This is a genomic window from Deinococcus depolymerans (genome assembly GCF_039522025.1).
Lineage (GTDB): Bacteria > Deinococcota > Deinococci > Deinococcales > Deinococcaceae > Deinococcus > Deinococcus depolymerans.
Genome location: NZ_BAAADB010000030.1, coordinates 132,364 through 156,847, shown reverse-complemented (window position 1 = coordinate 156,847; position 24,484 = coordinate 132,364). Strand labels below are relative to the sequence as shown.

The window sequence follows — 24,484 nt, the reverse complement described above, 5'->3', positions numbered from 1 at the left end:
TAAGGAGAGCATGATGCAAGCGGCCAGAATTCGCGTGATTGGCTTGGGCGGGGCGGGCAACAACGCCGTCAACCGCATGATTGAATCCGGACTCGAAGGTGTCGAGTTCATCGCCGGGAATACGGACGCTCAGGTGCTGGCCAAAAGTCACGCCGAGATCCGCATTCAACTCGGGGACCGCCTGACCCGCGGCCTGGGCGCCGGAGCGGACCCCGAGGTCGGCGAGAAGGCCGCCCTGGAGGACCGCGAACGCATCAAGGAGTACCTCGAGGGCACCGACATGCTGTTCATCACGGCCGGCATGGGCGGCGGCACCGGCACCGGCAGCGCGCCGGTCGTCGCGGAGATCGCCCGCGAGATGGGCATCCTGACGGTCGCCATCGTCACCCGGCCCTTCAAGTTCGAGGGACCCAAACGCCTGCGCGTGGCCGAGGAAGGCATCAGCAAACTCGCCGCCCGCGTGGACGGCATGATCGTCGTGAACAACGAGAAGCTGCTGACCGCCGTCGACAAGAAGGTCTCGTTCCGCGAGGCCTTCCTGATCGCCGACCGCGTCCTGTACTACGGCGTGAAGGGCATCAGCGACGTGATCAACGTCGAGGGCATGATCAACCTCGACTTCGCGGACGTCCGTAACCTGCTCGCCGGCAGCGGCACCGTCCTGATGGGCATCGGCGCCGGCCGCGGCGAGAAGGTGGCCGAGGAAGCCGCGATGAGTGCCATCCACTCGCCGCTGCTTGAACGCGGCATCGAGGGCGCGCGGCGCATCCTCGTGAACGTCACCGGCAGTTACGACCTCTCCATGACCGACGCGAACGAGATCGTCGAGAAGATCCGCGAGGCCACCGGCTTCGACGAACCCGACATCCTGTTCGGCATCACGCCCGACGAGGCCGCCGGCGACGAGGTGCGCGTCACGGTCATTGCCACCGGCTTCAACGAGGTGCCCGTCACCGTGGCCGGCGGCATGCGCGCCAGCGTGATCGACACGATCGTCAAACCCGTGCGCGGCAGCAGCTACGACCCCAAGGACTACGACATTCCCGCCTTCCTGCGCAACATCGACCAGTAAGCGCCGTTCCAGCCGGCCCCGCACGCCCCGCACGCCCCGGGGTCGGCGGGGCCGCAGCGTACGGACCCGGATGGAACGGTCGCCCAGCACCGTGCTGTCCGGGCGGAGGCGCCGAGCAGCGCGGCCCCGCAGGGAAGGAGCGGGACCGGTGCCGGCCTTGGCGTGGGTCCCCCGGTGCGTCGGCGGGGTGTCAACGAAACAGACGGCCGTCCGTATCATACGGATTCCGTTTGTTTCGTTAACAGATCGGAACACCACCGATCTGTCAACCCCACGTCCGGAATCCGTTTCTCTCCTGCTCTGCGGGGCAGCTCTACGAGTCGCTCCGGTCGGATTGAATGGCTTTGTAAGCCATTCAATCGGAGTCCTTATCAGTTCAGGTGTGACGGAGGCGCCGCGTCGCCCCCATACGCGGCGGTCACGTCGCGCAGCAGGGTACGGGCGAGGACCAGCAGATCGTCCTCGGTGGTGCTGTCCAGACGGAAGGTTCCGCCCGCGCCGTACTCGCCCACGAAGGCCCCGTCGAGCCGCCGCACGCGCACGAGGACCTCGCACAGGCCCAGGCGCAGCCACGCGGCGTGCACGCTGCCGGCCGGGGCGGGGCGCAGCCGCAGGTCCGGGTCGGCCGTGAATTCCAGCGTGACGTTGTTCAGCGGCAGCCCCGGCCCGCTGGCAGTTCGCAGGGCGTGGTACAGGGCGTTCAGGAACGCCTCGCAGGCGCGCTGTTCGGCCTGACGGCCCGCGGCGTGCCGGCGGATCACGGCCTGAAGTTCGTCGAACTCACTCATGCGCTCAGGCGGGCGGCGGAAGAGAACAGGAAGGCGGTCATCCCCCCATTCGTACCACACGGCGCGGCGCGGCTATTCTGGCCTGCGTGACCACCGACCTCCCCGTTTTCCCCGCCCCGCAGCCCGGCGCGCTGTTCATTTCCAACGGAACCGCCGAGGACCTGATCGGCGCGGCCATCGCCGCCCGCCTGCGCGGGCAGGTCCGGCTGACCTGCGCGCCACTGGTGGGCAGCGGCGCCCCCTACGCGCGGGCCGGCGTGCGCAGGATCGGGCGGACCCTGCCGTTGCCCAGCGGCGGGTTCCCGTTGGGGAGCGTCAGCAACCTTGCGGCGGACCTGAAGGCCGGTCTGATCCGCGGGTCGCTGGGCCAGTGGCGGGACGCGGCGCGCGGCGCGCGGGACGCGCAGGTGGTCGTGGTGGTGGGGGACGCCTACGCCCTGATGGTCGGGACGCTCGCAGCGCAGCGGGGCAGGGCGCGGCTGGTACACGTGCAGCCACTGCTGAGCGCGCAGTACCTGGACGGCCTGAGCCTGCGCGGCACCCTGGCGGAACTGAACGCGCTGGGCGCCAACCGCCCCATGGAGTACGAGCTGGCCCTGGCCCGCCGGGCAGACGCGGTGTTCGTGCGGGACGCCGCCACCGCCCGCCACTACGCCCGGCGGGGTGTTCCGGCCACGTTCGCCGGGAGTTTCGCCATGGACGTCCTGCCAGCACCCGAGGGGCCGCTGCCGCTGGACGGCCGGCCGGTGCTGGCGCTCCTGCCCGGCTCCCGTGAGGATCACCGGGAGAGCCTGCCGCTGATGCTGCGGGCCGCCGCGCACCTGCCAGGCTGGCAGGCGCTGGTCGCGTGGTCGCACGGCTGGGACGACCTGACGCTGCCCGGCGGCTGGACCTTCCAGCAACACCTGGACGGACAGGGTGAGGTCACGGACGGAACGGTGCGGGTGCAGGTGCTGCGCGGCGCGTTCGGGGCAGTCGCGCACGCCGCCCAGGTGGCCATCGGCACGGCCGGGACCGCGAACGAGCAACTCGCGGGTCTGGGCGTTCCGGTCGTGGCGTTCCCGACGCGCGGACCGCAATTCACGGAGGGCTTCGCGCGGCGGCAGGGCCGCCTGCTTGGCCGCGCCCTGACCGTCGTTCCGGCGGAAGTGCAGGCCGTCGCCCGGGCCGTGGAGCGGGTGACCCGCCCGGAGGCGCTGGCCCGCGCGGCACTTGATGGAATGACCCGTATCGGTCCGGCCGGCGCACTCCCGAGGGTCGCGGCCCGCATCCTGGAACTGGCGGCTGACAGCTCTCACTGAACGGCCAGGCCCACCCAGCTCACGGGAACGCAGCCGGAAAGGGAACGCCGGTCAGACCGGAGGCGGCGGGCCCAGACAGGGTGGGGGCTGACGGCGGTCCTTCCGGGCCCAACTCCACTTCCTTCATACGGATTCCGTTTGTTTCGCCGACAATCCGGAAGTTCACCGGATTGCCAGCTCCACGTCCGGAACCAGTTTTTCTCCTGCTCTGCGGCGCAGCTCTCCGAGTCGCATCCGCTCGTATTGAACGGGCTTAGCAGCCCATTCAATCGGAGTCCGGATCAGTCCTGCTCGCCCATGTTGGTGCTGGGGGGATCGCTGGCGTCCATGCTCTGCGCGGAGGCGACGTCCTGCTTGTCCATGCCGCGTTCGACGTACTCGCCCGGCGCCTTGCTCTCGGCGTCCACCGCCGCTGCGAGTTCCTTCTGCTCATCGGCGTGGCCCATGAACTGAAGGTCGACGTTGCGGATCTCGCTGCCGTCCGGGTGGGTGTGGGTGGCGTCGTGGCGTTTGTCGTCGGTCATGGCTTACGCTACCGCGCGCGGCCCACGCCCGCCTGAAAGGCTTCTTCATATCGTCTGCATGCTGCCTCCACCCGGCGCGTGACCGTGGGCCAGGGTCAGGACGCTCTGGTTGCCGCGAAGCACCACGACCTGAATGCCGGCCCCGGCCAGCGCGGCGGCGCGGCGTTCGAGGTCGCGGACCGCGTCGGGCAGGCCGGTCCACTGGCGGCGGGGGCTCTCGCCGGGTTCCAGGTAGTAGCCCTCGGGCAGCGCGACGATGCTGACGCGGGCGGCGGTCGCGCGGGCGTGCAGGGCCTGGGTCAGCAGGTCCGGGCCGGGGCTGGCGGTCAGCAGGATCAGGTTCCCGCCGCTGCGGGTGGGCGGCAGGCGCGGCGGGGCGCTGTCCGGGGCGAGGCGGGCCAGGAGCCGCAGGGCGGCCTGCATGGACAGCGGGTCGCGGCCGCTGGGGCTCAGGGTGGCGCGGGTGGCGGCCGCGACGGGCAGGCCCAGGCCGGCGGCCTCCCGGACGAGGCTGGCGGCGAGGCGGGCGGCGCTGTCCACGAAGACCTCGCCGCCACTGCTGGTGTCCACGAACACGGTCAGGCTGCTGGCGGCGGTGCGTTCGGGTTCGCGGACGGTCAGGGTGCCGGTGCGGGCACTCAGGCGCCAGTGGACCCGGCCGGGCGGGTCGCCGGGCACGTAATCGCGCACGCCGCGCAGGCTCAGCGGGTCGTCCAGGCCGACGCGGCGGGTCAGGGTGCCTTCCGAGAGCAGGGGGCGCAGCAGGTCCGGCAGGATCAGGCCGTGCGTGCCGGGAAAGACGTCCAGCGTGGTGGGCGGGCCGGGCAGCGGCGCGGAGTGCCAGAACAGACCGAGCGGATCGGCCCAGCGCAGCGTCCCGCCGGGCCAGTCGTGCGCGCCGCGCCGGTTGAGGGTGAGGGTGGTGGTCAGGTCGTGCGGCGCGTGTCCGAGCAGGCGCACGCTGAGTTCGGGCGTCACGTCGGGCACCACGCCGCGCGGCGTGGGGTCGTCCAGCAGGACGCGCAGGGGGCGGCGGCTGCGCAGCTTGACGCGCACGGTCAGGGGAACGCGGGTGCCCTCAAAGCCCGTGGCGGGCACGAGGCGTTCCACGGTGACGCCGGGCGGGCGGCGCGAGCCCCACCACAGGGCGGCCAGGACCGCGCCGATCAACAGCAGCCAGGGCAGCGCGGCGGTCAGGGAAACGGTCAGGGTCGTCACCGGGCGGAATTGGGGCTGAGTTCGGCGGGGACGGGTTCGGCCATCAGGATCTCGCGGACGATCTCACGGTCGGGCACGCCCTGGAGCCGCGCCTCGATCCGCAGGCTCAGGCGGTGGGCGAGTACGCCGGGCGCGGCGGCCTGCACGTCGTCCGGCGTGACGAACGGCCGCCCGGCCAGCCACGCGAGCGCCTGCGCGACGCCCTGCAGCGCGAGGCTGGCGCGCGGCCCGGCCCCCAGGGTGACGCTGGGGTGCGTGCGGGTGCGGGCACTCAGGCGCGCGAGGTAGGCCTGCACCTCGGGCGCGACGAACACGGCGCGCACCTGCGCCTGGGCGTGCAGCAGCGCGGCGGGCGTGGTGACGGCCCCCAGCGTGGCGATGGGATGCTGGGTCTGGAGGCGGGCGAGCATCCGCACCTCCTCCTCGTGGGTGGGGTACCCGACCGACAGGCGCAGCAGGAAGCGGTCCAGCTGCGCTTCCGGCAGGCGGTAGGTGCCCTCGTTCTCGATGGGGTTCTGCGTGGCGATCACCACGAACGGCGCGGGCAGCGGGCGGGTCACGCCGGATTCCGTGACCTGCCCCTCCCCCATCGCCTCAAGGAGCGCGGACTGCGTGCGGGGCGTGGCGCGGTTGATCTCGTCGGCCAGCAGCACCCCGGTGAAGACCGGGCCGGGCACGAACTCGAAGGTGCCGCTCTGCGGGCGGAACACGCTGACGCCCGTCACGTCGCCCGGCAGCAGGTCCGGCGTGAACTGCACCCGCTGGAAGTCCAGGCCCAGGCTGACGGCTAGGGCGCGGGCCAGCATGGTCTTGCCGGTGCCCGGCGCGTCCTCCAGCAGGACGTGCCCGCCGGCCAGGATGCCGGCCAGCGCGAGGCGGGTCACGTCCTCCTTGCCGACCAGCACGCGGGCGACGTTCTCCAGGACGGCGCGGGCGAAGTCCGGTGTGGGGGCGGGGGCGGAAGGGGTGGGGGTCAGGGTCTGGGTCATGGGGTGTCCTCGGTGGGGGCGGGGGGCAGGGTGGGCAGCGTGCGGGTCAGGAGGTCGGCGGCCTGTTCGGCCTGCGCGGCGTCCTCGTCGGTCAGGCGGCCACCGTAGCGGACGGGTTCGTAGGCGGTGGTCAGGGTGGCGAGTGGCGCGGCCAGCGGGGGGTGCAGTGCGCCCAGGCGGGCGGCGTACGCGGCGGGCGTCTCGGCGGCCGCTCGGGGCCAGCCGGCAGTGCCCAGGGCGGTCTGCGCGGCGCGGTACGCCTCGCGGACCCGGTGGGTGGGAGCGGCGCGGGTGGCGGGCGCATCGGCGGGTGCCTGCGGCAGGTCGGCGGGCAGGGCCGGGTCCGGGGCGCCCTGACGGCGTAGCCACAGCAGCGCCCCGGCCAGCGCGAGCACCAGCGCCAGCGTCGCCCAGACGAGCGTGGGCAGCAGCCAGGACAGGTCGATCACGCGCCCCCCGTCCGGGCCGCCCGCCCCGCCCGGGCCACCTGCGCCGCCCGGCGCTTCCCCGGCGGCCGGCCCGAGCGCCGCCGGGGCGCCCGAGTCGCCCAGGTACAGCAGGACGGCCGCCACCACCCACAGCAGTCCTGTGAGCAGCAGGCCCGCCACGATCAGCCACTCGGCCGGATGCGGAGGCTGCCCACGGGCGCGGCGCAGGGCCGGCACACCCAGCGCCGCGCCGGCCAGCAGCAGGCCGCCCAGCAGCATGAGTTCCACCGGCAGGCCCGCCTGGCCCAGGTTCAGGGTCACGGGCGGCTGGAAGGGGTGCAGCGCCGCTCCGGCCGTCCCGATGCCGGAGGACGGGCCGGGGCCTGGAGTGGACGCGTCGGGGGCCGCGCCGCTGACGGGCGCGGGGCCGGCCACGTCCCGGCTGCCCGGCCCGGCGGCGGGCGTGGGCAGCAGCAGGGCCAGCAGCAGCAGGGGCAGGGCAGCCAGCGCCAGGGCGCCCCACCAGCGGCGCGTGTGCTCCGGCGGGGTCAGCGGGGCGCGGCGGGCGTCCGGACCGGGGCGGGCCAGCGCGCCGCCCAGCAGGGCCAGGGGCACGCCCACCTGCGGGGCCAGCAGCCCCAGGGTCAGCGGCACGAGCAGGGCGCGGCGGCGACCGTCCTCCAGGGCGTGCGCGGCGAAGCTCAGGGCGAACCCGCCCAGGCTGGCCAGCAGGTACAGCGCGGCCAGCCGCACCAGCGCCGCCCCGTCGCCCAGACCGCCGGGCAGGCCGGAAAGCATCCCCAGCCCGATCAGCAGTTGCGTGCCCAGCACGCGCGCCTGTGCCCACGCGGGCCAGCGGACACCCAGCGCGAACAGCCCGCACAGGGCCGCCACTGTCCAGAGTGGCAGCAGTCCCGCCAGACATAGCGGCAGCAGGGCCAGCCCGAAGGCCGTGCGGGGCGGGGCGGGGGCGCCCACGGACGCGGCGTTCAACATGCGTGGCCGGACCGGCGACGGGCGGGCCACCGGCCCGGCACAGAAAGAAGGATCATGACTGACCGAGGATACGCGCGCACCCGCGCGCCGGTTCCCGCACCTGCCGCAAGCGTCCCGACCGCACAGCAGAAAATGCACAGCAGAACCGCCCCGGCCTGGGCAGGCACGGGGCGATCCGGGTGGAGCGGTCGGGATGGCCGGGCTTCAGTGCAGGCCGGGCTTCAGTCCAGGAAGTCGCGGAGCTTGCGGGTGCGGCTCTCGTGGTACTTCAGTTTGCGCAGCGCCTTGTTCTCGATCTGGCGGATGCGTTCACGGGTGACGCTGAAGCGCTGGCCGACCTCCTCCAGGGTGTGCTCGCGGCCGTCCACGAGGCCCTTGCGGAACTTCAGGACCATCGCCTCGCGCTCGGTCAGTTTGCTCAGCGCCTTTTCCAGTTCCTCGCTCAGGAGGGTCTTGGCGGCGTTCTCGACCGGGCTGTCGAGGTTCTCGTCCGGGATGAAGTCGCCGTAGAAGGAGTCCTTCTCGTCACCGATCGGGGTTTCCAGCGACACGGGTTCCTGGCTGACCTTCTGCACCTCCTCGACCTTGTTGGCGTCCCAGCCGGGTCCCATCGCCTCGGCGATCTCCTCGTACGTCGCCTCGCGCGACAGTTCCTGCTGCAGCTGCCGGGCGGTGCGGGTCAGTTTGTTGATCGTCTCGACCATGTGCACGGGAATGCGGATGGTGCGCGCCTGGTCGGCAATGGCGCGGTTGATGGCCTGACGGATCCACCACGTGGCGTACGTGCTGAACTTGTAGCGTCGGCGGTACTCGAACTTCTCGACCGCGCGGATCAGGCCCTGGTTGCCTTCCTGGATCAGGTCCAGGAAGCCCAGGCCGCGCCCGGTGTACTTCTTGGCGATGGACACCACGAGGCGCAGGTTGGCCTCGATCAGGCCCTGGCGGGCGGCGGCGCCGTCCTCCATCTGACGCATCAGGCGGCGGCGGCCCCGGTCGTCGAGTTCGAGGTCCTCGTCGAGGATCTTGCGGGCTTCCTCGCCCTCCTCGATGCGGCGGGCGAGCGCGATCTCCTCTTCGAGGGTCAGCAGGGGCACGCGGCCGATCTCGTGCAGGTACTGGCGGACCGGGTCGTTCGACACGGCGCGCGGCATGTCGTCGAAGTATTTCTCCTCGTCGTCGTCCTGCGCGGCAGCCGCGACCGGGCCGTCCTCCGCCTCGGCGTCCTCCTCGTCGTCGTCCTCCTCGAGGTCCTGCACCTCGATGTTGATGGACGCCAGGTACAGCTGCATGTCCTCGAAGGCGTCGGGGCTCTCGGGATCCAGGCCCGCCGCTTCGAGCGCGGCGGCCAGGGCGGTGGCGATGTCCTCGCTGGCGAGCACGCCGGCCGCGCGGCCCGCCTTCAGGAGTTCCTGAATGCTGGCGTGCGCGTAGTAGGGTTTCTCGGCGACGCCGCCCTTGGCGGGCGCGGCCGCTTTCGGCGCGGGTTTCGCGGCGCGGGACGTGACCTTGCCGGGCGTGCGGGCCGGGGCGGCCGGAGCGTCGGCGGTCTTCTTGGGTTTGGCCGCCTTGGGTTCCGCCGCCTTGCGCGCGGGTTTCTTGGGCGCGGCCTCGGCCGGGGCGTCCTCGGTCTTCACGGCCTTGGCGGGGGCCTTGGCGGGCTTGTCGGCGGCCTTCGCGGCTTTCGGCGCGGCCTTGGCGGGGGCCTTGGCGGGCGCGGCGGGCTCCGGCTCGGAAGCGGCCACCGGCTGGGCGGCGGGCTTCACGGTGGGTTTCGGGGTGGCCTTGGGGGCCGGCGCGGCGGGCTTGGCGGTGTCGCTGCCGTCCTCACGGGGAGCGGCCACCCGGGCGCGCGCCCGGACCGCCGGTTTGGGGGCGGGGGCAGCGGCGTCGGTGGGCGCCTCGACTTTCTTGCGGGTGCGGACGGTGGGGGAATCTGCCATGCGGCCTCCTGGGGCTCGGGTGTGACGTGGTGGCGTGGAACTCGGAACAGACGGAACAGCTGAAGGGGTGGGGACGGAAGCCCTGCGGAGTCGGCCGGGGCCGGTCACCGGAACGCGTCAGTCTAGCAAACGCGCAAAACCGCGTGCCGGGCGCGGCAGGACGCGGGGCAAAGGGGGTCGGCGGCACGTGCGGGTGAGGTGAACGCAGTTCCGGGCCATCAAGCGGAATACGGGGTGCGCGGCCCGAAGGTTCCCGGCGGTCCGGGTGCCGGCCGCCGGGTCAGGGGCGCGTGACCGACAGGACCTTGAATCCTGCCTCGCGCAGCGTCTCGCGGACCGGGCCGATCAGGCCCAGGTCCGCCTCGTACGGCAGGGGGTCGTTGGCGACGAGGTGCAGCGTGCCGCCGGGACGCAGGCGGCGGGCGGCGGCCGCGATGAACTCGCGGGCCACGTCCAGCACCACGCCCCGCCCCACGTGGAAGGGCGGGTTGGTGAGGATCACGTCGAAGGTCCGTTCGCCCAGTTCGGCGTCCACGTCCGAGTGGATCGCCTCGCCGCTCAGGCCGGACGCGGCCAGGGTCGCCTGCGCGCTGCGCACACTCTGCAGGTCGCCGTCGACCAGCGTGACGTTCGCGCCGCGCCGCGCGGCCCAAGCGCCGATGATGCCGGTCCCGCAGCCCAGGTCCAGTACGTCCAGACCCGTCAGGTCCAGGGCGTCCAGCGCGCCGAGCATCAGGGTAGTCGCCTTGTCGGGCTTCCCGGCGCTGAACACGCCGGGCAGGCCGACGACGCTCACGCCGAAGGCCTCGAAGGTCTCGGGTTCGGGTTGCGGGGGCGTGGGGCCGGGGCGGCGCACGAGTTTCGCCACGCGCATCCCGCCGTCACGGGCGATGGTCTCGCCGGACCCGAAGGCCTTCCCGGCGGCGCGCACGTACCGGTCGAAGCCCTTGTCGCGGTCCCCGGCGATGTACAGCGTCCCGCCGGGCGGCGTGCAGGCGTGCGCCCAGGCGACCTGCGCCTCGGCGTAGGCGTTGCCGCGGTCCCCGGCCAGCACGACGCACACGGTCCGGGCGCGGTCGGGCCAGCGTTCGGTCAGGGGGTCGCCGGGAATGGCGGCGTGGGCGTCCAGTCCGGCGGCCTGCAGGACCTTCAGGGCAGCGGCGCTGCCTTCCACGGCGCGCAGCTTCACGCTGTCGAGCGCGCCGATCAGGCCGCCCATGGCGCTCAGGTCCAGCACGTCGCCGCGCACCCGGTCGCGACGCATGGTCTGCGCCAGCAGCGCCTGCGCGGCGTCCACGTCGGGGAAGCCGCGCACGCCGGGTTTGGTCAGGACGGTCAGTCGGTCGAGTTTCTCGGGCAGCCGGGCGGGCCGCACGTCCGCGTACGGCGCGGCCGGGGCGGCCGGACGGCCGCCCGTCGCGGGAGAGGGGGCGGCCCCGGTGGGTCGGTTGAATCTGATCTTCTGCTTGGGCCTGCTCGTCACGCCCTCCAGAGTCGCACATTCCGCGCGGCCCGACTGTTCACGGGGGCCGGTGCGCGGGAGCGGGCCGGTGCGCTAGCGTTCCGGGCATGAGTGCCTCCCCGAGCGTCACCCCCGACTGGTCCTTCGAGCGAGAACACTGGCGGCGCGGACACTTCCGCGTGGCGGGCGTGGACGAGGCCGGACGGGGCGCGTGGGCCGGGCCGGTCACCGTGGCGGCCGTGATCCTGCCCGGTTCCGCCGCCGAATACCCGTTCCGGGACAGCAAGCAGCTGAGCGCCGCGCAACGTGAGCAGTACGCGCAGCTGGTGCGGGAGGTCGCGCTCGCCTGGGCGGTCGAGCACGCCTGGCCGGACGAGATCGACCGCCTGAACATCCTGGGCGCCACGCACGCCGCCGCGCACCGCGCCCTGGCGCGGCTGGACCCGGCCCCGCAGGCGCTCGTCACGGACTACCTGAAGCTGCGGGTGTCGCTGCCCCTGAGCGCCCCGCCCCGTGCGGACGCCCTGAGTTACTCGGTCGCGGCGGCCAGCCTGCTCGCCAAGACCGAACGGGACCGCGTGATGCTGGAACTCGACGCGCAACACCCCGGTTACGGCTTCGCCGGCCACAAGGGCTACGGCGCCCCCGCCCACCGCGCCGCGCTGCACGAACGCGGCGTGACGGGCGCACACCGCCGCAGCTTCGCGCCCATCCGCGCCCTGCTGAGCGAACCGGCGTCCCTGTTCGGCGCCCCCGACTGACCGCCCTTACGGGCCGGGCGGGCGTTTGTGCAGGGACAGCTGCGTCTCGGCAGGACGGAAGCCCAGGCGTTCGTACAGCGCCTGCGCGTGGTAGTCGGGGTCGGCCACGATGACCAGCGTGCGCGTGCCGAGCCGCGCGTGCGCCCACTGCCCGGCCGCGTGAACCAGCGCGCCGGCCAGTCCACGCGAGCGGTGTGCCGGGTGCGTCTCGACCGCCTGGTACCGGGCGACACCGTCGCCAGCGTCGAAGATGCCCAGGGCACTCAGGGCCGCGCCGTGCGCGTCGAAGGCGGCGAGCACCGCGCCCCGCCCGCGTTCCTGGGCGGCGCGGGCGGCCGCCAGTTTGCGCGTTACGAATTCCCGGTACGCGGCCTCGCCGTGCGGGTTGGGGTCGGCGGCGTTCACGGCCAGTCGCAGGTGCGCGGCAGCCTCCCAGTCGGCGTCCGAGTGCAGGGGGCGCAAGTCCAGGGTCGGCGTGCGGCGCGGCGGGACGGTCTGCGCGGCGGTCAGGACCGTGTCGCGCTGCACCTCGTACCCGGCCGCCTGCCACTCGCCGCTGTCCACGCTGCCATCCGGGGTATCCACACCGAACGCGCGGTGAGCGGCGTGCGGGAAGGCCTGGCGGAACAGCGCCTCCCAGCGGGGCAGGTCGCCGGGCTGCGGCGCGGCGGGCATCAGCAGGAAATTCCCCCACCAGAACGTGGGATTGCCGGGCGAACGGATGACGGTGTGGTCGGCGTGGCGTTCGGTCACGCCGCCCTCCGCGACCCGCAGTGCGACGTCCGTGAAGAAGGCGAGCGAGCCGGGCATACCGGCCAGCTTACCCGCACCTACCAGGACAGGTTCCGCCTGCGTCGGCCGAATCCTTCGGAGGGACCTCATCCGGACTCGGATTGAATGGGCTTTGCAGCCCATTCAATCCGGGCGAAGCGAGGAGAAGAAAAACGCTCCTCCCCTGCGGGGCCGCGCTGCGAGTCGCCTCCGCCCGGAGTGGACGGTACTGGTCAACCGTTCCATCGGAGTCCGTCTCATACGGATTCCGTTTGTTTCGCTGACAACCCGGAACCCCACCGGCTTGCCAGCTCCACGTCCGGAACCCGCCCGGCTCCTTCTCGCATCCGCTCGGATTGAATGGACTGTGCAGTCCATTCAATCGGAGTCCGTCTCAGTCGGAGCGGGGACGGTACAGCCAGTCGACGGTCGCGCCGGTCGCGGCGTCGGTCACGTCCGCGTTCAGCCGGTCCGGGCCGAGTTCCAGGCGGGTTTCCAGGACGGTCCAGCCGCGCCGCAGCGTCGGCCGCACGCGCAGGACGCCGGGCACGGTCAGGCCCCCGCGCGTGAAGCTGCAGGGATGGGCGCTGCCGAGGGTGGCGGCGCGGTCGCTGTACACGAACTGCCGGGTGGTCACCTGCACCTGCTGCGTGCCGATGGCCTGCGGGGCGGGCCGCAGCGTCCCCGTGACCTGCGAGCCGATCAGGTACCGCCCGCCGCTCAGGACGAGCAGGCGGGCGGTGGGCGGGTCGGTGGTCAGGGTGCCCTGGCAGGTGGCGGCCATGCCCTCCGGCAGGGCCGGGCCGAGCAGGTCCAGGAGGGTGGGTGCGGCGGCCGGGAGGGGTGGGCCGGGCGGCAGGGTCAGGCCGTAGTGGCCGCTGGCCGTCACGGCGGCCTGCGCGACGTCCGTTCCGGCCGGGCCGCTGAACACGGCAGTCCCGGCGGCCGGCGGGAAGATGACCGATCCGCCTCCCTGGGCGCTGTCCGGCGTGGGCCGGGACGCGCACGACAGGCCCGCCGCGAGGATCAGGCCGGCCAGGAGTGCGGGCAGCGAGGCGTTCACTGCGAAGAATCTAACAGTTTTGCGGGCGGCGCGTGGTGCGTGAATGAACGGTCGGTCAGCGGCAGTTGCGGCCCGTGATGCCGCACGGTTCCCGGGGCGTCCAGGGGGCGGCCAGCGCCGCCCGGGCGATCTGCACGCCCAGCGTGGCGGCGTCCTCGGCCAGGGCGGGGGTCAGGGTGGTGTCGCTGGCGCGGTGGTAGTGGCGGTCCTCGCCCCGGTGCAGGAAGGCGGTGCGCACGCCGATCAACTTGAACGGCAGGGTGTCGCTGCGGCCCGTGACGGGCGAGGACCGCCCGAAGGTCTCGCGGGTGGTGGCCGGCGCGTCCCGGAAGACACGCAGGTCCGGGCGGGCGCGGCGGGCCAGTGAGAGCAGCTCCGGGTGCGCGTCGATGCCCAGGGATTCGGCATTCACGCCGACCATGTCGAAGTTCAGCATGGCCCGCGTGTCCCGCAGCGGGTAAGAGTGGGCGCGCACGAAGGCGCGGCTGCCCAGCAGGCCCTGTTCCTCGGCGCCGAACAGCACGAACCACGCGCGGCCCGCCAGTGGCGTACCGGTCGCCTGCCGGGCGGCGTGCAGCACGGCCAGCACGCCGCTGGCGTTGTCGTTCGCGCCGGGACTGCCGGGCACGCTGTCCAGGTGTGCGCCGAACAGCACCTCCGGCGCGGCGTCCACGCGGGCCGCGATCAGGTTCCAGGCGGGCGCGTCCTGCGTGCGGACGGTGGTGGTGAACGTGACCTCACGCCCGAGCTGGGTCAGCAGGGCGCGGCCCACCCCGGGCGTGACGCTCAGGACCGGCAGCGCCACGTTCGCCAGCGGGCTGTACGCGGGCGGCTGCGGGCAGTCGTTCACGATGACCAGTCCCAGCAGTCCGGCGTTCAGCGCGCGGTCGGCCAGGTCCCGCCACGGGCCGTCCGGGCAGGTCGTGACGGCCAGTCTGCCCAGCAGGCCCTCCAGTTGCGCGTCGGTCACGCCGGGCGGCAGGCGCACCAGCGTGCCGGTCTGCCCGGCCGTCTGCACGCCCAGCAGGGCCTCGCCGTTCAGGGTCTGCGGGCCGCCGGGGCCGCTGACCTGCACGGACGCCTCCCGCTGCACCGGCATGGGCACGCGGTCCGGGAGGGCCTGCCGGGTCACGCGGTACCCGAGCGCCTCGAACTGCGCCTGCGCCCAGTCCAGGCTGCGGGACAGGCCCTCGCTGCCGGTCTGGCGCGGCCCGAAGCCGCGCAGGGTCTCCCAGTCCTGCGCGGCGCTGATGCGCGGCGCGCCGGGCTGCGCGGGCGGGTTGACCGGCCGGGACGCGGCGTGCCACGCGCCCCAGCCCACCCCCCCGGTCAGCAGGACGGGCAGCAGCACCTTCCAGGCGGGCACCGGGGGGCGGGTGGGCAGTGGGCGCAGCGGTCCGGGCATGGTCACTGCCACCATACGGAACGGCCCGGCGGAAGGTTGCCGCAGGTGCGTGCCGGGGTGCGGTTTTCCGTTTCATGGCGCGGGATTTCGGGGACCGTCTGCTGGCCCGAAATGCACTAGACTGTTCTGTGTGAACGTCAGGAACTTCTCCATCATCGCCCATGTGGACCACGGGAAATCGACCCTCGCGGACCGCATCATGGAGCGTCTGGGCGCGATGACCGAGCGCGACAAGCGCGACCAGACCCTCGATACGCTCGAACTTGAACGCGAGCGCGGCATCACCATCAAATCCACGCCCGTCCGCCTCGAGTACACCCGTCCCACGCAGGAGGACGGCACCGGCGGCGAGACGTACACCTTCAACCTGATCGACACGCCCGGCCACGTGGACTTCAACTACGAGGTCTCCCGGTCCCTGGCAGCGTGCGAGGGCGTGCTGCTGCTCGTGGACGCCTCACAGGGCGTTGAGGCGCAGACCATCGTGAACGCGTACCTCGCCATCGACAACAACCTGGAGATCGTGCCGGTCATCAACAAGATCGACCTACCGGCCGCCGACCCGGAAGGCGCGGCGCAGGAACTCGAGGAGGTCATCGGCATTCCCGCCGAGGACGCCGTGTTCGCGTCCGGCAAGTCGGGAATCGGCATCACCGAGATCCTGGACGCCATCGTGGACCGCATCCCCGCGCCCAGCGGCGACCCCGAGGCCCCGCTGAAGGCCCTGATCTTCGACTCGTTCTTCGACGCGTACCAGGGCGTGATCCTGTTCGTGCGCGTGCTGGAAGGCACCCTGACCCCCAAGGATCAGATCCGCCTGATGAACGCCGGCAAGAACTTCGAGGTGGACAAGGTCGGCACCTTCAGCCCCGGACTGGTCGTCGGGGATTCCCTCCCGGCCGGTTCGGTCGGCTGGGTCGCCGCCGGCATCAAGGACATCCAGGACGCCCAGGTCGGGGACACCCTGACGGGCCGCGAACGGCAGACACCCGAGGCGTTCCCCGGCTTCAAACCCGCGCAGCCCGTGGTGTTCTCGGGTCTGTACCCGACCGACACCGAGGACTACCGCAAGCTGCGGGACGCGCTGGAGAAACTGAAACTGAACGACGCGGCGTTCTCCTTCGAACCCGAGACCAGCGAGGCGCTGGGATTCGGCTTCCGCTGCGGCTTCCTGGGTCTGCTGCACGCTGAGATCATCCAGGAGCGCCTGGAACGCGAGTACGACCTGGACCTGATCGCCACCGCGCCCGCCGTGGTGTACCGCGTGACCCTCACGAACGGCAGCGTGTTCGAGACGCAGAACCCGGCCGAGTTCCCCACCCGCGACCGCATCGAACTCGTCGAGGAACCGTACATCAAGCTCAGCATCATGCTGCCCGAGGAGCACGTCGGGCCGGTCATGCAGCTGCTACAGGAACGCCGTGGGTCCATGATCACCATGAACTACGTCGGCAAGCGCGTGGAACTGCTGTACGAGGTGCCGTTCGCGGAGATCCTGTACGACTTCCACGACCGCCTCAAGAGCATCAGCCGCGGGTACGCCAGCATGGACTACGAACAGCTCGGGTACCGCGAGGGCGACCTGCGCAAGGTCGACATCATGGTGAACAACGAGGTCATCGACGCGCTCGCCGTGATCGTGCACGAAACCAAGACGTACAGCCTGGGCCGCAAGATCGTGGACAAGATGGCGGAAGTCATCCCCCGCCAGATGTTCCCGGTGCCCGTGCAGGCCGTGATCGGCGCGAAGATCATCGCGCGCGCCACCGTGAAGGCCTTCCGCAAGGACGTGCTCGCCAAGTGCTACGGCGGCGACATCAGCCGCAAGAAGAAACTGCTGAACAAGCAGAAGAAAGGCCGCGCCCGCATGAAGCAGTTCGGGACGGTCGAGGTGCCGCAGGAAGCGTTCCTGGCGGTCCTCAGCACCGACGAGTAACCCGCAGAACGGCACCCACCCCGCCCTGCGTCCAGACGGACGTGCGGCGGGGTGTTCACATGCCCGTACACCCAGCGCCTACCGGCGGGAAGCGGCCGGGCGGTGGCATCTCCCCTACCCGCTGCTGAGCGACACCGGCGTGCGCCTGAGCGGCGCGCTGCGCCTCCCGACCTTCGACGTCGGTGAACAGCAGACGCTGCGGCGGCGCGTCCTGCGGACTCCGGTTGAACGGGCTGCAACCTCGTTCAACCCGAGCAGACTCGCAGAGCGGCGCCCCTCCGGGCGTGGCGTTGACAGAGCGGCGCAGTTCCGATCTGTGAACGGAACCAACGGCAGTCCGCATCACGCTGATCGTCCGGGACGGAGTGATCGGGCAGGTGTTCGACCCGCCCTTCCCACCCGACCGGTACGCGGAGCAGGTGCTGGGGTGACTGATACGGACTCCGATTGAATGGCTTACAAAGCTGTTCAATCCGAGCGAAGCGACTCGGAGAGCTGCTCCGCAGGGGAGGAGCTGGGCGGGTTCCGGACGTGGAGTTGACAGACCGGTGGTGGTCCGATCTGTTAACGAAACAATCGGAGTCCGTATGAAAAGGCAGACCTGATACGGACCGTCCGCCGACGATTGCCTGACCCGGATTCGACTGGACTCCGCATGACATTCGGCTGACCGGACGCTGAAGGTCCGCTGACCCGGCGCACCCAGACTGGCCATCATGACCTCACAGGACAAGGTTGAAGCCAGCTTCTGGCACCGTCTGCTCGACACCCGCCTGACCCGCCGCGCGGCCCTCGGCAGCGCCGCCGCGACGGCCGCCGCCGTCAGCCTGCCGCTGAACATCGCCGAGGCGGCCGCCAACAACGGCGGCCCCACCACCGTGGACGCCCGCCAGGCCAAACCGCAGACGAACGCGCCGTTCCGGCCGGTGCCCGTGACGGGCGCCGACGCCCTGACACTGCCCGCCGGATACCGCTACCAGGTGCTGGCCCCGTGGGGTGAGAAGTTCACGAACGACGGGCGCGAGATCGGCTTCAACCACGATTACGTGGGGTACTTCCCGATCGACATGCTCGAGGGTGGCCAGAGCAGCACCGACGCCCTGCTGACCATCAACCACGAGTACGTCAACGCGCTGTTCGTGGGCGGCGACACCAAGGAGCGCACGCCCGCGCAGGTGCGGGCCGAGATGGAGGCCGTGGGCGTGAGCGTGGTGCGGGTCCGCCGGGAGGGGGGCGAGTGGAAGGTCGTACCGGACGCCCGCAACCGTCGCATCGACGCGCTGACCGACATCGAACTGACCGGCCCGGTGCGCGGCACGGCCCCCGTGAAGGGCGCCACGATGGTCAAGGGCACCGTCGGCAACTGCTCGGGCGGGCAGACGCCGTGGGGCACGCTGCTGACCTGCGAGGAGAACGTCGACGGGTACACCAAGGCCTGGGCGGGCAGCGGATACGAGGCCATGCACCAGGGCTGGGTGACCGAGATCGACCCCTTCGATCCCAAGTGGACGCCCAGGAAACGCACCGCCATGGGCCGCTTCCGGCACGAGAACGTGGCGCTCACGGTCGCGCCGGACGGCCGCGTGGTCGGGTACATGGGCGACGACATGCAGGACGCCTGCGTGTACAAGTTCGTGTCGCGCGGCCGGTACAACCCGGCCGACCGCGCCGCGAACCTGCGCCTGCTGGAGGACGGGGACCTGTACGTGGCGAACTTCGGGAACGGCAGCTGGGTGCTGCTGGACTACGACCGCAACCCGAAACTCAGGGACGCCAAGGGCGCGGACGGCAAGACGCTGTTCGCCAGTCAGGCGGACGTGCTGGCCGACGCCCGCGCCAGCGCCCTGGCGGTCGGCGGGACGCCCGTGGACCGCCCGGAGGACATCGAGATTCACCCCCGCACCGGCGAGGTGTACGTCTCCCTGACGAACAACTCCAAGCACGGCAACTACTTCGGGCAGATCATCAAGTTCCGTGAGGCGAAGGACGACTGGACCGCCACGACGTTCCTGTGGGAGGTGTTCGCGGTGGGCGGCCCGCAGAGCGGGTTCGCCAGCCCCGACAACCTGGTGTTCGACCCGTACGGGAACCTGTGGATGGTCACGGACAACAGCGACCTGAGCACCAACCCCATCAAGGAATTCCACGGGAACAACGCCATGTTCTTCTTCGCGACCGAAGGCCCGAATGCCGGGAAGGCGCAGCGCTTCGCGATCGGCCCGGTGGACGCCGAGATGACCGGCCCCGTCTGGAGCCCCGACGGCAGGACGCTGTTCCTGTCCATCCAGCACCCCGGCGAGGACAGCGAGAGCCTGGACAAGCTGCGCTCGAACTTCGCGGCGAAACCCGGCAGCCGCGTGCCGCGCCCCACGCTGGTCGCCATCGAGGGCTTCCCCGGATGGAAAGCGTGAGCGCCATGAGCCTGCCGCCACTGAAAGCCCCGTGGATCGTGGGCCGCACGCCGCTGCTGGAGCACGCCGCAAACGAGTTCCTGAACGAGGTGACCCGTCAGCGCCCCTGGACGCGCGCCCGCACCGAGGAACTGCTGGAGGCCCTGGACAGCTTCCTGGGCCGCCCCGCGCCGCTGCGGGCCTTTACCCGCGCGACCGGCGAGGCGTGGCTGCGCGCCCTGCACGAATCCGAACGCGACGAGGCCCGCGAGCTGATCGGCGAGTTCCGCGCGTACCTGCGCGAGTGGGGCTGGCTGGACGCCCTGCACCCCGTGAACCAGCCGGACTGATCCGGACTCGGATTGACTCGCAGAGCTGCCCCGCAGACAAGGAGCGAAACGGGTTCCGGGCATGGAGTAGGCACCCCGGCGATGTTCCGGGTTGTCGGCGAAACAAACGGAATCCGTATCACAGACCAAGAGCAAGGCGCCCCCATGTTCAGCGGGAGCGCCTTGCTTGTGGGTTTCCGGACTGCGGCTCAGCGGCTCTTGAGTTCCGTCCAGATGCGGTCGTACAGCCGCTGCGGGCGGCCCGAGGGCAGTTCGCCGATGAAGTCCAGGCGGCCGTCCGTGAGCCACGCGGCGGGCGGGTTCAGGGCCGGGATGTCCTTCAGGAAGTCGTCCAGGTACGGGCGGGCGGCGGCGTTCGGGGTGGCGTAGTAGGTGTAGTTGCTGAGCTGCGCGCCGTTCTCTGCGTCCAGGATGAAGTCGATGAAGCGGTGGGCCAGTGCGGGGTTGGGGCTGCGTTTCAGGACGACCAGGGTGTCCATGCTGATGGTGGTGCCCTGGCGGGGCAGGAGGACCTGCACGTTCTCGTCTTCCTCGGTGGCGATCAGGAGGTCACCGACGTAGATCTGCCCCAGATCCACCGTCCTGGCCAGCAGCTTGTTGCGGGTGCCGGGGCCGCCGTCGAAGCCCTGGAATCCCTTCTTGGCGACCGCGCGGCGCAGCAGGTCCCGCGCGGCGCGCAGTTCCTCGACGCGGGTGGTGTTCGCGCTGAACCCCAGGTACTTCAGGGCCGCGCCGATCACCTCGCGCGGATCGTCGAGCAGCACGAACGAGCGGCGGTCGTCCGGGCCGAAGATCTCGGCCCAGGTGTCCTGCGGCACGTACCGCTGCCGGTTGTAGGCCAGTCCGGTCGCGGCGTACTGGTACGGCACGGAGTACACGTTGCCCGGGTCGTAGTCGGCGTTCAGGAAGCCGGGGGCGATGTTCTTCAGGTTCTTCAGCCGCGCCCTGTCGAGGGGTCGCAGCAGTCCGGCGCGGACCATGGTCTGCACGACGTAGTTGCTGGGGACCGCGAGGTCGTACTGCGCCCCGCCCCCCTGCAGCTTGGCGAGCATCGCCTCGTTGCTCTCGAAGGTGTCCAGCACGACCCGCACGCCGTTCTGCTTCTCGAAGGCCTTCACCAGATCCGGGTCGATGTACTCCGACCAGATGAACACCCGCAGGGTCTTTCCATCGCCGCGCGTGATGGGTGCGTCGGGCGCGGAGACCGCCGGTTTCTGCACGCGGTAACAGCCGGTCAGGAGGAGCAGCCCCGCACCGGCCAGCAGCGCGGCCCGCTTCACGTGTCCCTCCGGGGGCGCAGCAGGGCGTTCGCGGCGACGATGGCGACCACCGTGACCAGCACCAGCAGCGCACTCAGGGCGTTGATGTCGGGCGTCACGCCGCGCTTGACGTTCGTGTAGATCAGGACCGGCAGGGTACTGAAGCCGGAGCCGCTCGCGAAGTACGTGACCACGAAGTCGTCCAGGGACAGCGTGAATGCCAGCAGCGCGCCCGCCAGTACGCCCGGCAGGGCCAGCGGCAGGACCACCTGAGTGAACGACTGCAGGCCGGTGGCGCCCAGGTCCCGCGCGGCCTCCTCCAGTTCCGGGCCGTACCCGGCCAGCCGCGAGCGGACGGTGAGCGCCACGTAACTGATCTGGAAGGTCACGTGCGCCAGCAGCACCGTCCAGAAGCCGTTGTCGAACGTCCAGCCCAGGCGTTCCAGGCCCTGCCGGACGAACGAGTAGAACATCAGCAGACTGACGCCCATCACCACGTCCGGCACGACGATGGGCAGGACCAGCAGCCCGGTCAGGGCCGTGCGGAACCGCAGCGTGTACCGCCACAGACCCAGGCCCACCAGCGTGCCCAGCACCGTGCTGACCAGCGTGCTGAGCAGGGCGATCTCCAGCGTGTGCGCCAGCGCCTCGCGCACGTCCGCGCGGGCGAACAGCACCCCGTACCACTTGGTGGTGAAGCCTGCCCAGGTCGCCCCGAAGCGCGAATCGTTGAACGAGAACACCACCAGCACCATGATCGGCAGGTACAGGAACGCGTACACCAGCCACGCCCACGCGCTCAGGGCCGGATGCGTCCGCCGGATCACGGGGCCCTCCGGGCCGTCGATGGTCGAAGGCTGATGGTTGATAGGTGATCCATCGACCATCTACCCTCGACTTTCAACTGGCGCAGCCTCATACGAGTTCCTCCAGGCCCTTCTGGCCGGCCACCCGGGCGTAGGCCCACAGGCCCAGGAGGACGGCGCCCATCAGCAGGAAGCTCAGGGCGCTGCCGTAGGGCCAGTCGCCCGCCTGCCCGAACTGGTTCTGGATGAGGTTCCCCACCAGGGCCGTTTTCGCGCCGCCCAGGATGTCGCTGACGACGAAGGTGCCCAGCGCGGGAATGAACGTCAGGAGGATGCCGGCCACCAGGCCCGGCAGGGTCTGCGGGAACACGGCCGTCATGAACGCCCGCGCGGGCGTCGCGCCGAGGTCCTCGGCGGCCTCCAGCAGGCGCCAGTCGATCTTCTCGACGCTGGAGTACACGGGCAGCACGAAGAACGGCACGAACGCGTACACCATGCCCAGCAGCGTGGCGGTCAGGCTGGGCACCAGATCGAACGGGCGCAGGATCAGGATCCAGGCGTACACGCGGATCAGGAAGTTCGTCCAGAACGGGATGATCAGCAGCAGCAGCAGCAGGTTCTTGCGCCGCGCGTCCTGCCGGGCGATGTAGAAGGCCAGCGGGTAGCCCATCAGCACGCACAGCGCCGTACTCAGGGTGGCGACCCACACGCTGCGCCACAGCACCCGCACGTTGTCCCCGGTCCACTCCTGGAACAGCGCGTCGTAGCCGAACACCCGCCCCCAGCTCTCCAGCGTCCACGGGGTGCCCACCTGCGCCAGATCCGTGCGCGTCAGGAACGAGTACCCCAGCATCACCAGCGCAGGCACGATCAGGAACGCGGCCAGCCACAGCACGCCCGGCCCCAGCGTGGCGAAGAAACGCCGGACCGTCAGCACAGTGCACCTTCGGTGCGGTGATGGTTGATGGTTGATGGTTGATAGAGGGGTGTTCCATCGACCATCGACTGTCGACTTTCAACCCCCGTCACGCTTCTTCCAGCACGACGAGGTTGTCGGGCGGCAGGTACAGGGCGACCTGTTCGTCGTAGTCGAAGTCCTCGTCCGCGCCGATGTCGGCGTTCAGCTGGAACGCGACGAGCTGCTGCCCGCCCGCCTGGAGGAGGTACTGGTTCTCCGCGCCGGTGTACACGATGTCGTCCACGCGGGCGCGGATCTCGTTGCCTTCGGTCTCGTCATCGCGTTCCATCCTCAGTTTCTCGGGGCGGACGGACAGCGTGACGCTCTGGCCGGGGCGCAGGCCCGCGCCGTGCGTGGTGCGCAGCGGGCCGTGCTCGGTCTGCACGGTCGCCTCGGGGCCGTCCACGCTCAGGACGGTGCCGGGAATGAGGTTGCTGCTGCCCAGGAAGTTCGCCACGAACGCCGTCCTTGGCCGCTCGTACAGTTCCTCGGCGCGGCCCAGCTGTTCCACGCGGCCCCGGTTCATCACGGCGATGCGGTCACTCATGACCAGCGCCTCCTCCTGGTCGTGCGTGACGAACACGAAGGTCATGCCCAGGCTCTCCTGAAGGTTGGCGAGTTCCACCTGCAGTTCCTTGCGGAGCTTCAGGTCCAGCGCGGAGAGCGGTTCGTCCAGCAGCAGTACCTGCGGTTCGTTCACGATGGCGCGGGCCAGCGCGACCCGCTGCCGCTGCCCGCCGGACAGCTGATCGGGGCGGCGCGCGGCGAAGTCCGCGATGCGCACCCGCTCCAGGGCCGTCATGACCCGCTCCCGGATCTGCGCGGCGGGCACGCCCTTCATCTTCAACCCGAACGCCACGTTGTCCTGCACGGTCAGGTGCGGGAACAGCGCGTAGCTCTGGAACACCGTGTTCACGTCCCGCCGGTGCGGCGGCACGCCCGTCATGTCCTGCCCGCCGATCAGGACCGCGCCCGCGTCCGGACTCTCGAAGCCCGCCAGGATGCGCAGCAGCGTCGTCTTCCCGCACCCGCTGGGGCCCAGCAGGCTGAAGAACTCGCCGCGGCGGATATCCAGGTCGATGTCGTCCAGCACGCGCGTCTCCGCGCCGCCCGCCAAGCGGAAGCTCTTGCGCACGCCGCGCACGCTCACGGCCGCGTCGGCCGACAGTTCACGCGCCCGCTTGCCCCTGAACGCGACGCCGGTTATGGACGGGACCTCTGAATCTGACTCATGCCAGGAAGTTTACCGGCCCGTGGGACGCCACCACCCCCACTCCGCCTTAAGGGTGACGCGGGCCACGCCGGGCCGGGCGTACGCTGATGGTGTTCCGCTGCCGCCACGCCCTGTCCCAAGTCGAGGTTTCCCCGTGGAAGACGTTCTGGTTCCCCTGTTCTTTTTCGGTGCGGTGTTCGGTTTTCCGCTGGCGCGCCGCGCCATGATTCACCGGCACAGACTGGAGTTACTGCGCGCCCAGCCGCTCCCACCCGCAGGGCAGGCGGGCGGCCCGCCCGAGGACGCGCCCGCACTGGCCCTCCGCCTGCCGGAACCGCACCGGCTGTACGCGCTGGCCCTGCTGTGCCGCCTGCAGGACGCCTCCACCGCGCAGGACCCCCAGTTGCGGGCGCTGCTGGGTCAGATCCGCCGCGAGTACCTGCCGGACACCCTCCGCGCCTACCTGAGCCTGACGTCCGCCGCGCGTGAGCAGCTGCGGGCCGGGGGCCGCGATCCGGAAGGGCTGCTGCGCGAGCAGCTCGAGCACCTGAACCGCGGCGTGGACGACGCGCTGCGGCAGGACCACGCGGCCGCCGACCGGCTGCTGACCCAGAGCCACTACCTGCGCGACCGCTTCGCCACGGGCGCGGCCCTGCAGAATTCCCGCTAGGACCGGCCCGGGTTGAGCGGCTTTGGCCGACCACCCAACCCGGGCGGACTCGCCGGGCCGCGCCGCAGAGCGAATCGGAGCAGCTGGGACGGCCGGACGTGAGGCCGGTCCCGCCGACTGGTGCGCACCACCGCGCCCGCCGGGAAGGATGGGGGTGCGGTACGCTCGGGACCACGCGTCAATT

Annotated in this window: 21 protein-coding genes; 7 read left to right on the top strand and 14 right to left on the bottom strand. The window is 71.3% G+C overall.

Annotated features, from left to right (window positions below):
* The first annotated feature begins 13 nt into the window (after positions 1 to 13).
* Entirely contained in the window at positions 14 to 1,072 is a 1,059-nt protein-coding gene (ftsZ, locus tag ABDZ66_RS15340) for a cell division protein FtsZ (RefSeq protein WP_343761063.1), read from the top strand.
* A 371-nt stretch (positions 1,073 to 1,443) separates the two neighbouring features.
* On the opposite strand, the gene ABDZ66_RS15335 is transcribed toward ftsZ, so the two are convergent.
* Positions 1,444 to 1,860: a hypothetical protein gene (locus ABDZ66_RS15335; RefSeq protein WP_343760740.1), complete on the bottom strand. Its 417-nt coding sequence runs from the start codon at positions 1,858 to 1,860 to the stop codon at positions 1,444 to 1,446.
* 86 nt (positions 1,861 to 1,946) lie between these two features.
* Here ABDZ66_RS15335 and ABDZ66_RS15330 point away from each other — a divergent pair, with 86 nt between their 5' ends.
* Positions 1,947 to 3,161, top strand: coding sequence for a lipid-A-disaccharide synthase-related protein (locus ABDZ66_RS15330; RefSeq protein WP_343760738.1), 1,215 nt, complete (start codon positions 1,947 to 1,949; stop codon positions 3,159 to 3,161).
* Positions 3,162 to 3,442: 281 nt separating this feature from the next.
* On the opposite strand, the gene ABDZ66_RS15325 is transcribed toward ABDZ66_RS15330, so the two are convergent.
* From ABDZ66_RS15325 to ABDZ66_RS15300, 6 genes are all read right to left on the bottom strand, one after another.
* A complete protein-coding gene (locus ABDZ66_RS15325) occupies positions 3,443 to 3,685 on the bottom strand; it encodes an M-like protein (protein ID WP_343760735.1) in 243 nt (80 codons plus the stop codon).
* 45 nt (positions 3,686 to 3,730) lie between these two features.
* On the bottom strand, positions 3,731 to 4,903 hold the full coding sequence (locus tag ABDZ66_RS15320; protein ID WP_343760732.1) for a DUF58 domain-containing protein: 1,173 nt from the start codon (positions 4,901 to 4,903) through the stop codon (positions 3,731 to 3,733).
* The gene (locus ABDZ66_RS15315; protein ID WP_343760730.1) at positions 4,900 to 5,892 is read right to left on the bottom strand and encodes an AAA family ATPase; all 993 of its coding nucleotides are present in this window, start codon (positions 5,890 to 5,892) and stop codon (positions 4,900 to 4,902) included. The genes ABDZ66_RS15320 and ABDZ66_RS15315 overlap by 4 nt, the downstream gene beginning before the upstream one ends.
* Positions 5,889 to 7,316: a DUF4129 domain-containing protein gene (locus ABDZ66_RS15310; protein ID WP_343760728.1), complete on the bottom strand. Its 1,428-nt coding sequence runs from the start codon at positions 7,314 to 7,316 to the stop codon at positions 5,889 to 5,891. The genes ABDZ66_RS15315 and ABDZ66_RS15310 overlap by 4 nt, the downstream gene beginning before the upstream one ends.
* A gap of 221 nt (positions 7,317 to 7,537) precedes the next feature.
* Positions 7,538 to 8,950, bottom strand: coding sequence for an RNA polymerase sigma factor RpoD (gene rpoD, locus ABDZ66_RS15305; protein WP_425544447.1), 1,413 nt, complete (start codon positions 8,948 to 8,950; stop codon positions 7,538 to 7,540).
* A 586-nt stretch (positions 8,951 to 9,536) separates the two neighbouring features.
* Positions 9,537 to 10,739: a class I SAM-dependent methyltransferase gene (locus tag ABDZ66_RS15300; RefSeq protein WP_343760725.1), complete on the bottom strand. Its 1,203-nt coding sequence runs from the start codon at positions 10,737 to 10,739 to the stop codon at positions 9,537 to 9,539.
* An 86-nt stretch (positions 10,740 to 10,825) separates the two neighbouring features.
* Between ABDZ66_RS15300 and ABDZ66_RS15295 the strand changes: the two genes are divergently transcribed.
* A complete protein-coding gene (locus ABDZ66_RS15295; RefSeq protein ID WP_343760724.1) occupies positions 10,826 to 11,479 on the top strand; it encodes a ribonuclease HII in 654 nt (217 codons plus the stop codon).
* Between the two features lie 6 nt (positions 11,480 to 11,485).
* Here ABDZ66_RS15295 and ABDZ66_RS15290 read toward each other — a convergent pair whose 3' ends face one another.
* The 3 genes from ABDZ66_RS15290 to ABDZ66_RS15280 form a co-directional block, all read right to left on the bottom strand.
* Entirely contained in the window at positions 11,486 to 12,289 is an 804-nt protein-coding gene (locus ABDZ66_RS15290; RefSeq protein ID WP_343760722.1) for a GNAT family N-acetyltransferase, read from the bottom strand.
* Between the two features lie 355 nt (positions 12,290 to 12,644).
* Positions 12,645 to 13,313, bottom strand: a complete 669-nt coding sequence (locus ABDZ66_RS15285) for a hypothetical protein (RefSeq protein ID WP_343760720.1) — start codon at positions 13,311 to 13,313, stop codon at positions 12,645 to 12,647.
* A gap of 55 nt (positions 13,314 to 13,368) precedes the next feature.
* Positions 13,369 to 14,718 (bottom strand): M28 family peptidase, encoded by a 1,350-nt coding sequence (locus tag ABDZ66_RS15280; RefSeq protein WP_343760718.1) that lies wholly within the window; start codon positions 14,716 to 14,718, stop codon positions 13,369 to 13,371.
* Between the two features lie 130 nt (positions 14,719 to 14,848).
* Here ABDZ66_RS15280 and lepA point away from each other — a divergent pair, with 130 nt between their 5' ends.
* From lepA to ABDZ66_RS15265, 3 genes are all read left to right on the top strand, one after another.
* Positions 14,849 to 16,654: a translation elongation factor 4 gene (gene lepA / locus ABDZ66_RS15275; protein ID WP_343760716.1), complete on the top strand. Its 1,806-nt coding sequence runs from the start codon at positions 14,849 to 14,851 to the stop codon at positions 16,652 to 16,654.
* 716 nt (positions 16,655 to 17,370) lie between these two features.
* A complete protein-coding gene (locus ABDZ66_RS15270) occupies positions 17,371 to 19,065 on the top strand; it encodes a PhoX family protein (RefSeq protein ID WP_343760714.1) in 1,695 nt (564 codons plus the stop codon).
* A gap of 5 nt (positions 19,066 to 19,070) precedes the next feature.
* A complete protein-coding gene (locus tag ABDZ66_RS15265; RefSeq protein WP_343761061.1) occupies positions 19,071 to 19,394 on the top strand; it encodes a hypothetical protein in 324 nt (107 codons plus the stop codon).
* Between the two features lie 188 nt (positions 19,395 to 19,582).
* Here ABDZ66_RS15265 and ABDZ66_RS15260 read toward each other — a convergent pair whose 3' ends face one another.
* From ABDZ66_RS15260 to ABDZ66_RS15245, 4 genes are all read right to left on the bottom strand, one after another.
* Positions 19,583 to 20,674, bottom strand: coding sequence for a polyamine ABC transporter substrate-binding protein (locus ABDZ66_RS15260; protein WP_343760712.1), 1,092 nt, complete (start codon positions 20,672 to 20,674; stop codon positions 19,583 to 19,585).
* Positions 20,671 to 21,480, bottom strand: coding sequence for an ABC transporter permease (locus ABDZ66_RS15255; protein ID WP_343760710.1), 810 nt, complete (start codon positions 21,478 to 21,480; stop codon positions 20,671 to 20,673). The genes ABDZ66_RS15260 and ABDZ66_RS15255 overlap by 4 nt, the downstream gene beginning before the upstream one ends.
* A gap of 88 nt (positions 21,481 to 21,568) precedes the next feature.
* The gene (locus tag ABDZ66_RS15250; protein WP_343760708.1) at positions 21,569 to 22,396 is read right to left on the bottom strand and encodes an ABC transporter permease; all 828 of its coding nucleotides are present in this window, start codon (positions 22,394 to 22,396) and stop codon (positions 21,569 to 21,571) included.
* A gap of 88 nt (positions 22,397 to 22,484) precedes the next feature.
* Positions 22,485 to 23,567, bottom strand: a complete 1,083-nt coding sequence (locus ABDZ66_RS15245; protein ID WP_343760706.1) for an ABC transporter ATP-binding protein — start codon at positions 23,565 to 23,567, stop codon at positions 22,485 to 22,487.
* A 217-nt stretch (positions 23,568 to 23,784) separates the two neighbouring features.
* Between ABDZ66_RS15245 and ABDZ66_RS15240 the strand changes: the two genes are divergently transcribed.
* A complete protein-coding gene (locus ABDZ66_RS15240; protein WP_343760704.1) occupies positions 23,785 to 24,300 on the top strand; it encodes a hypothetical protein in 516 nt (171 codons plus the stop codon).
* The last annotated feature ends 184 nt before the right edge of the window (positions 24,301 to 24,484 follow it).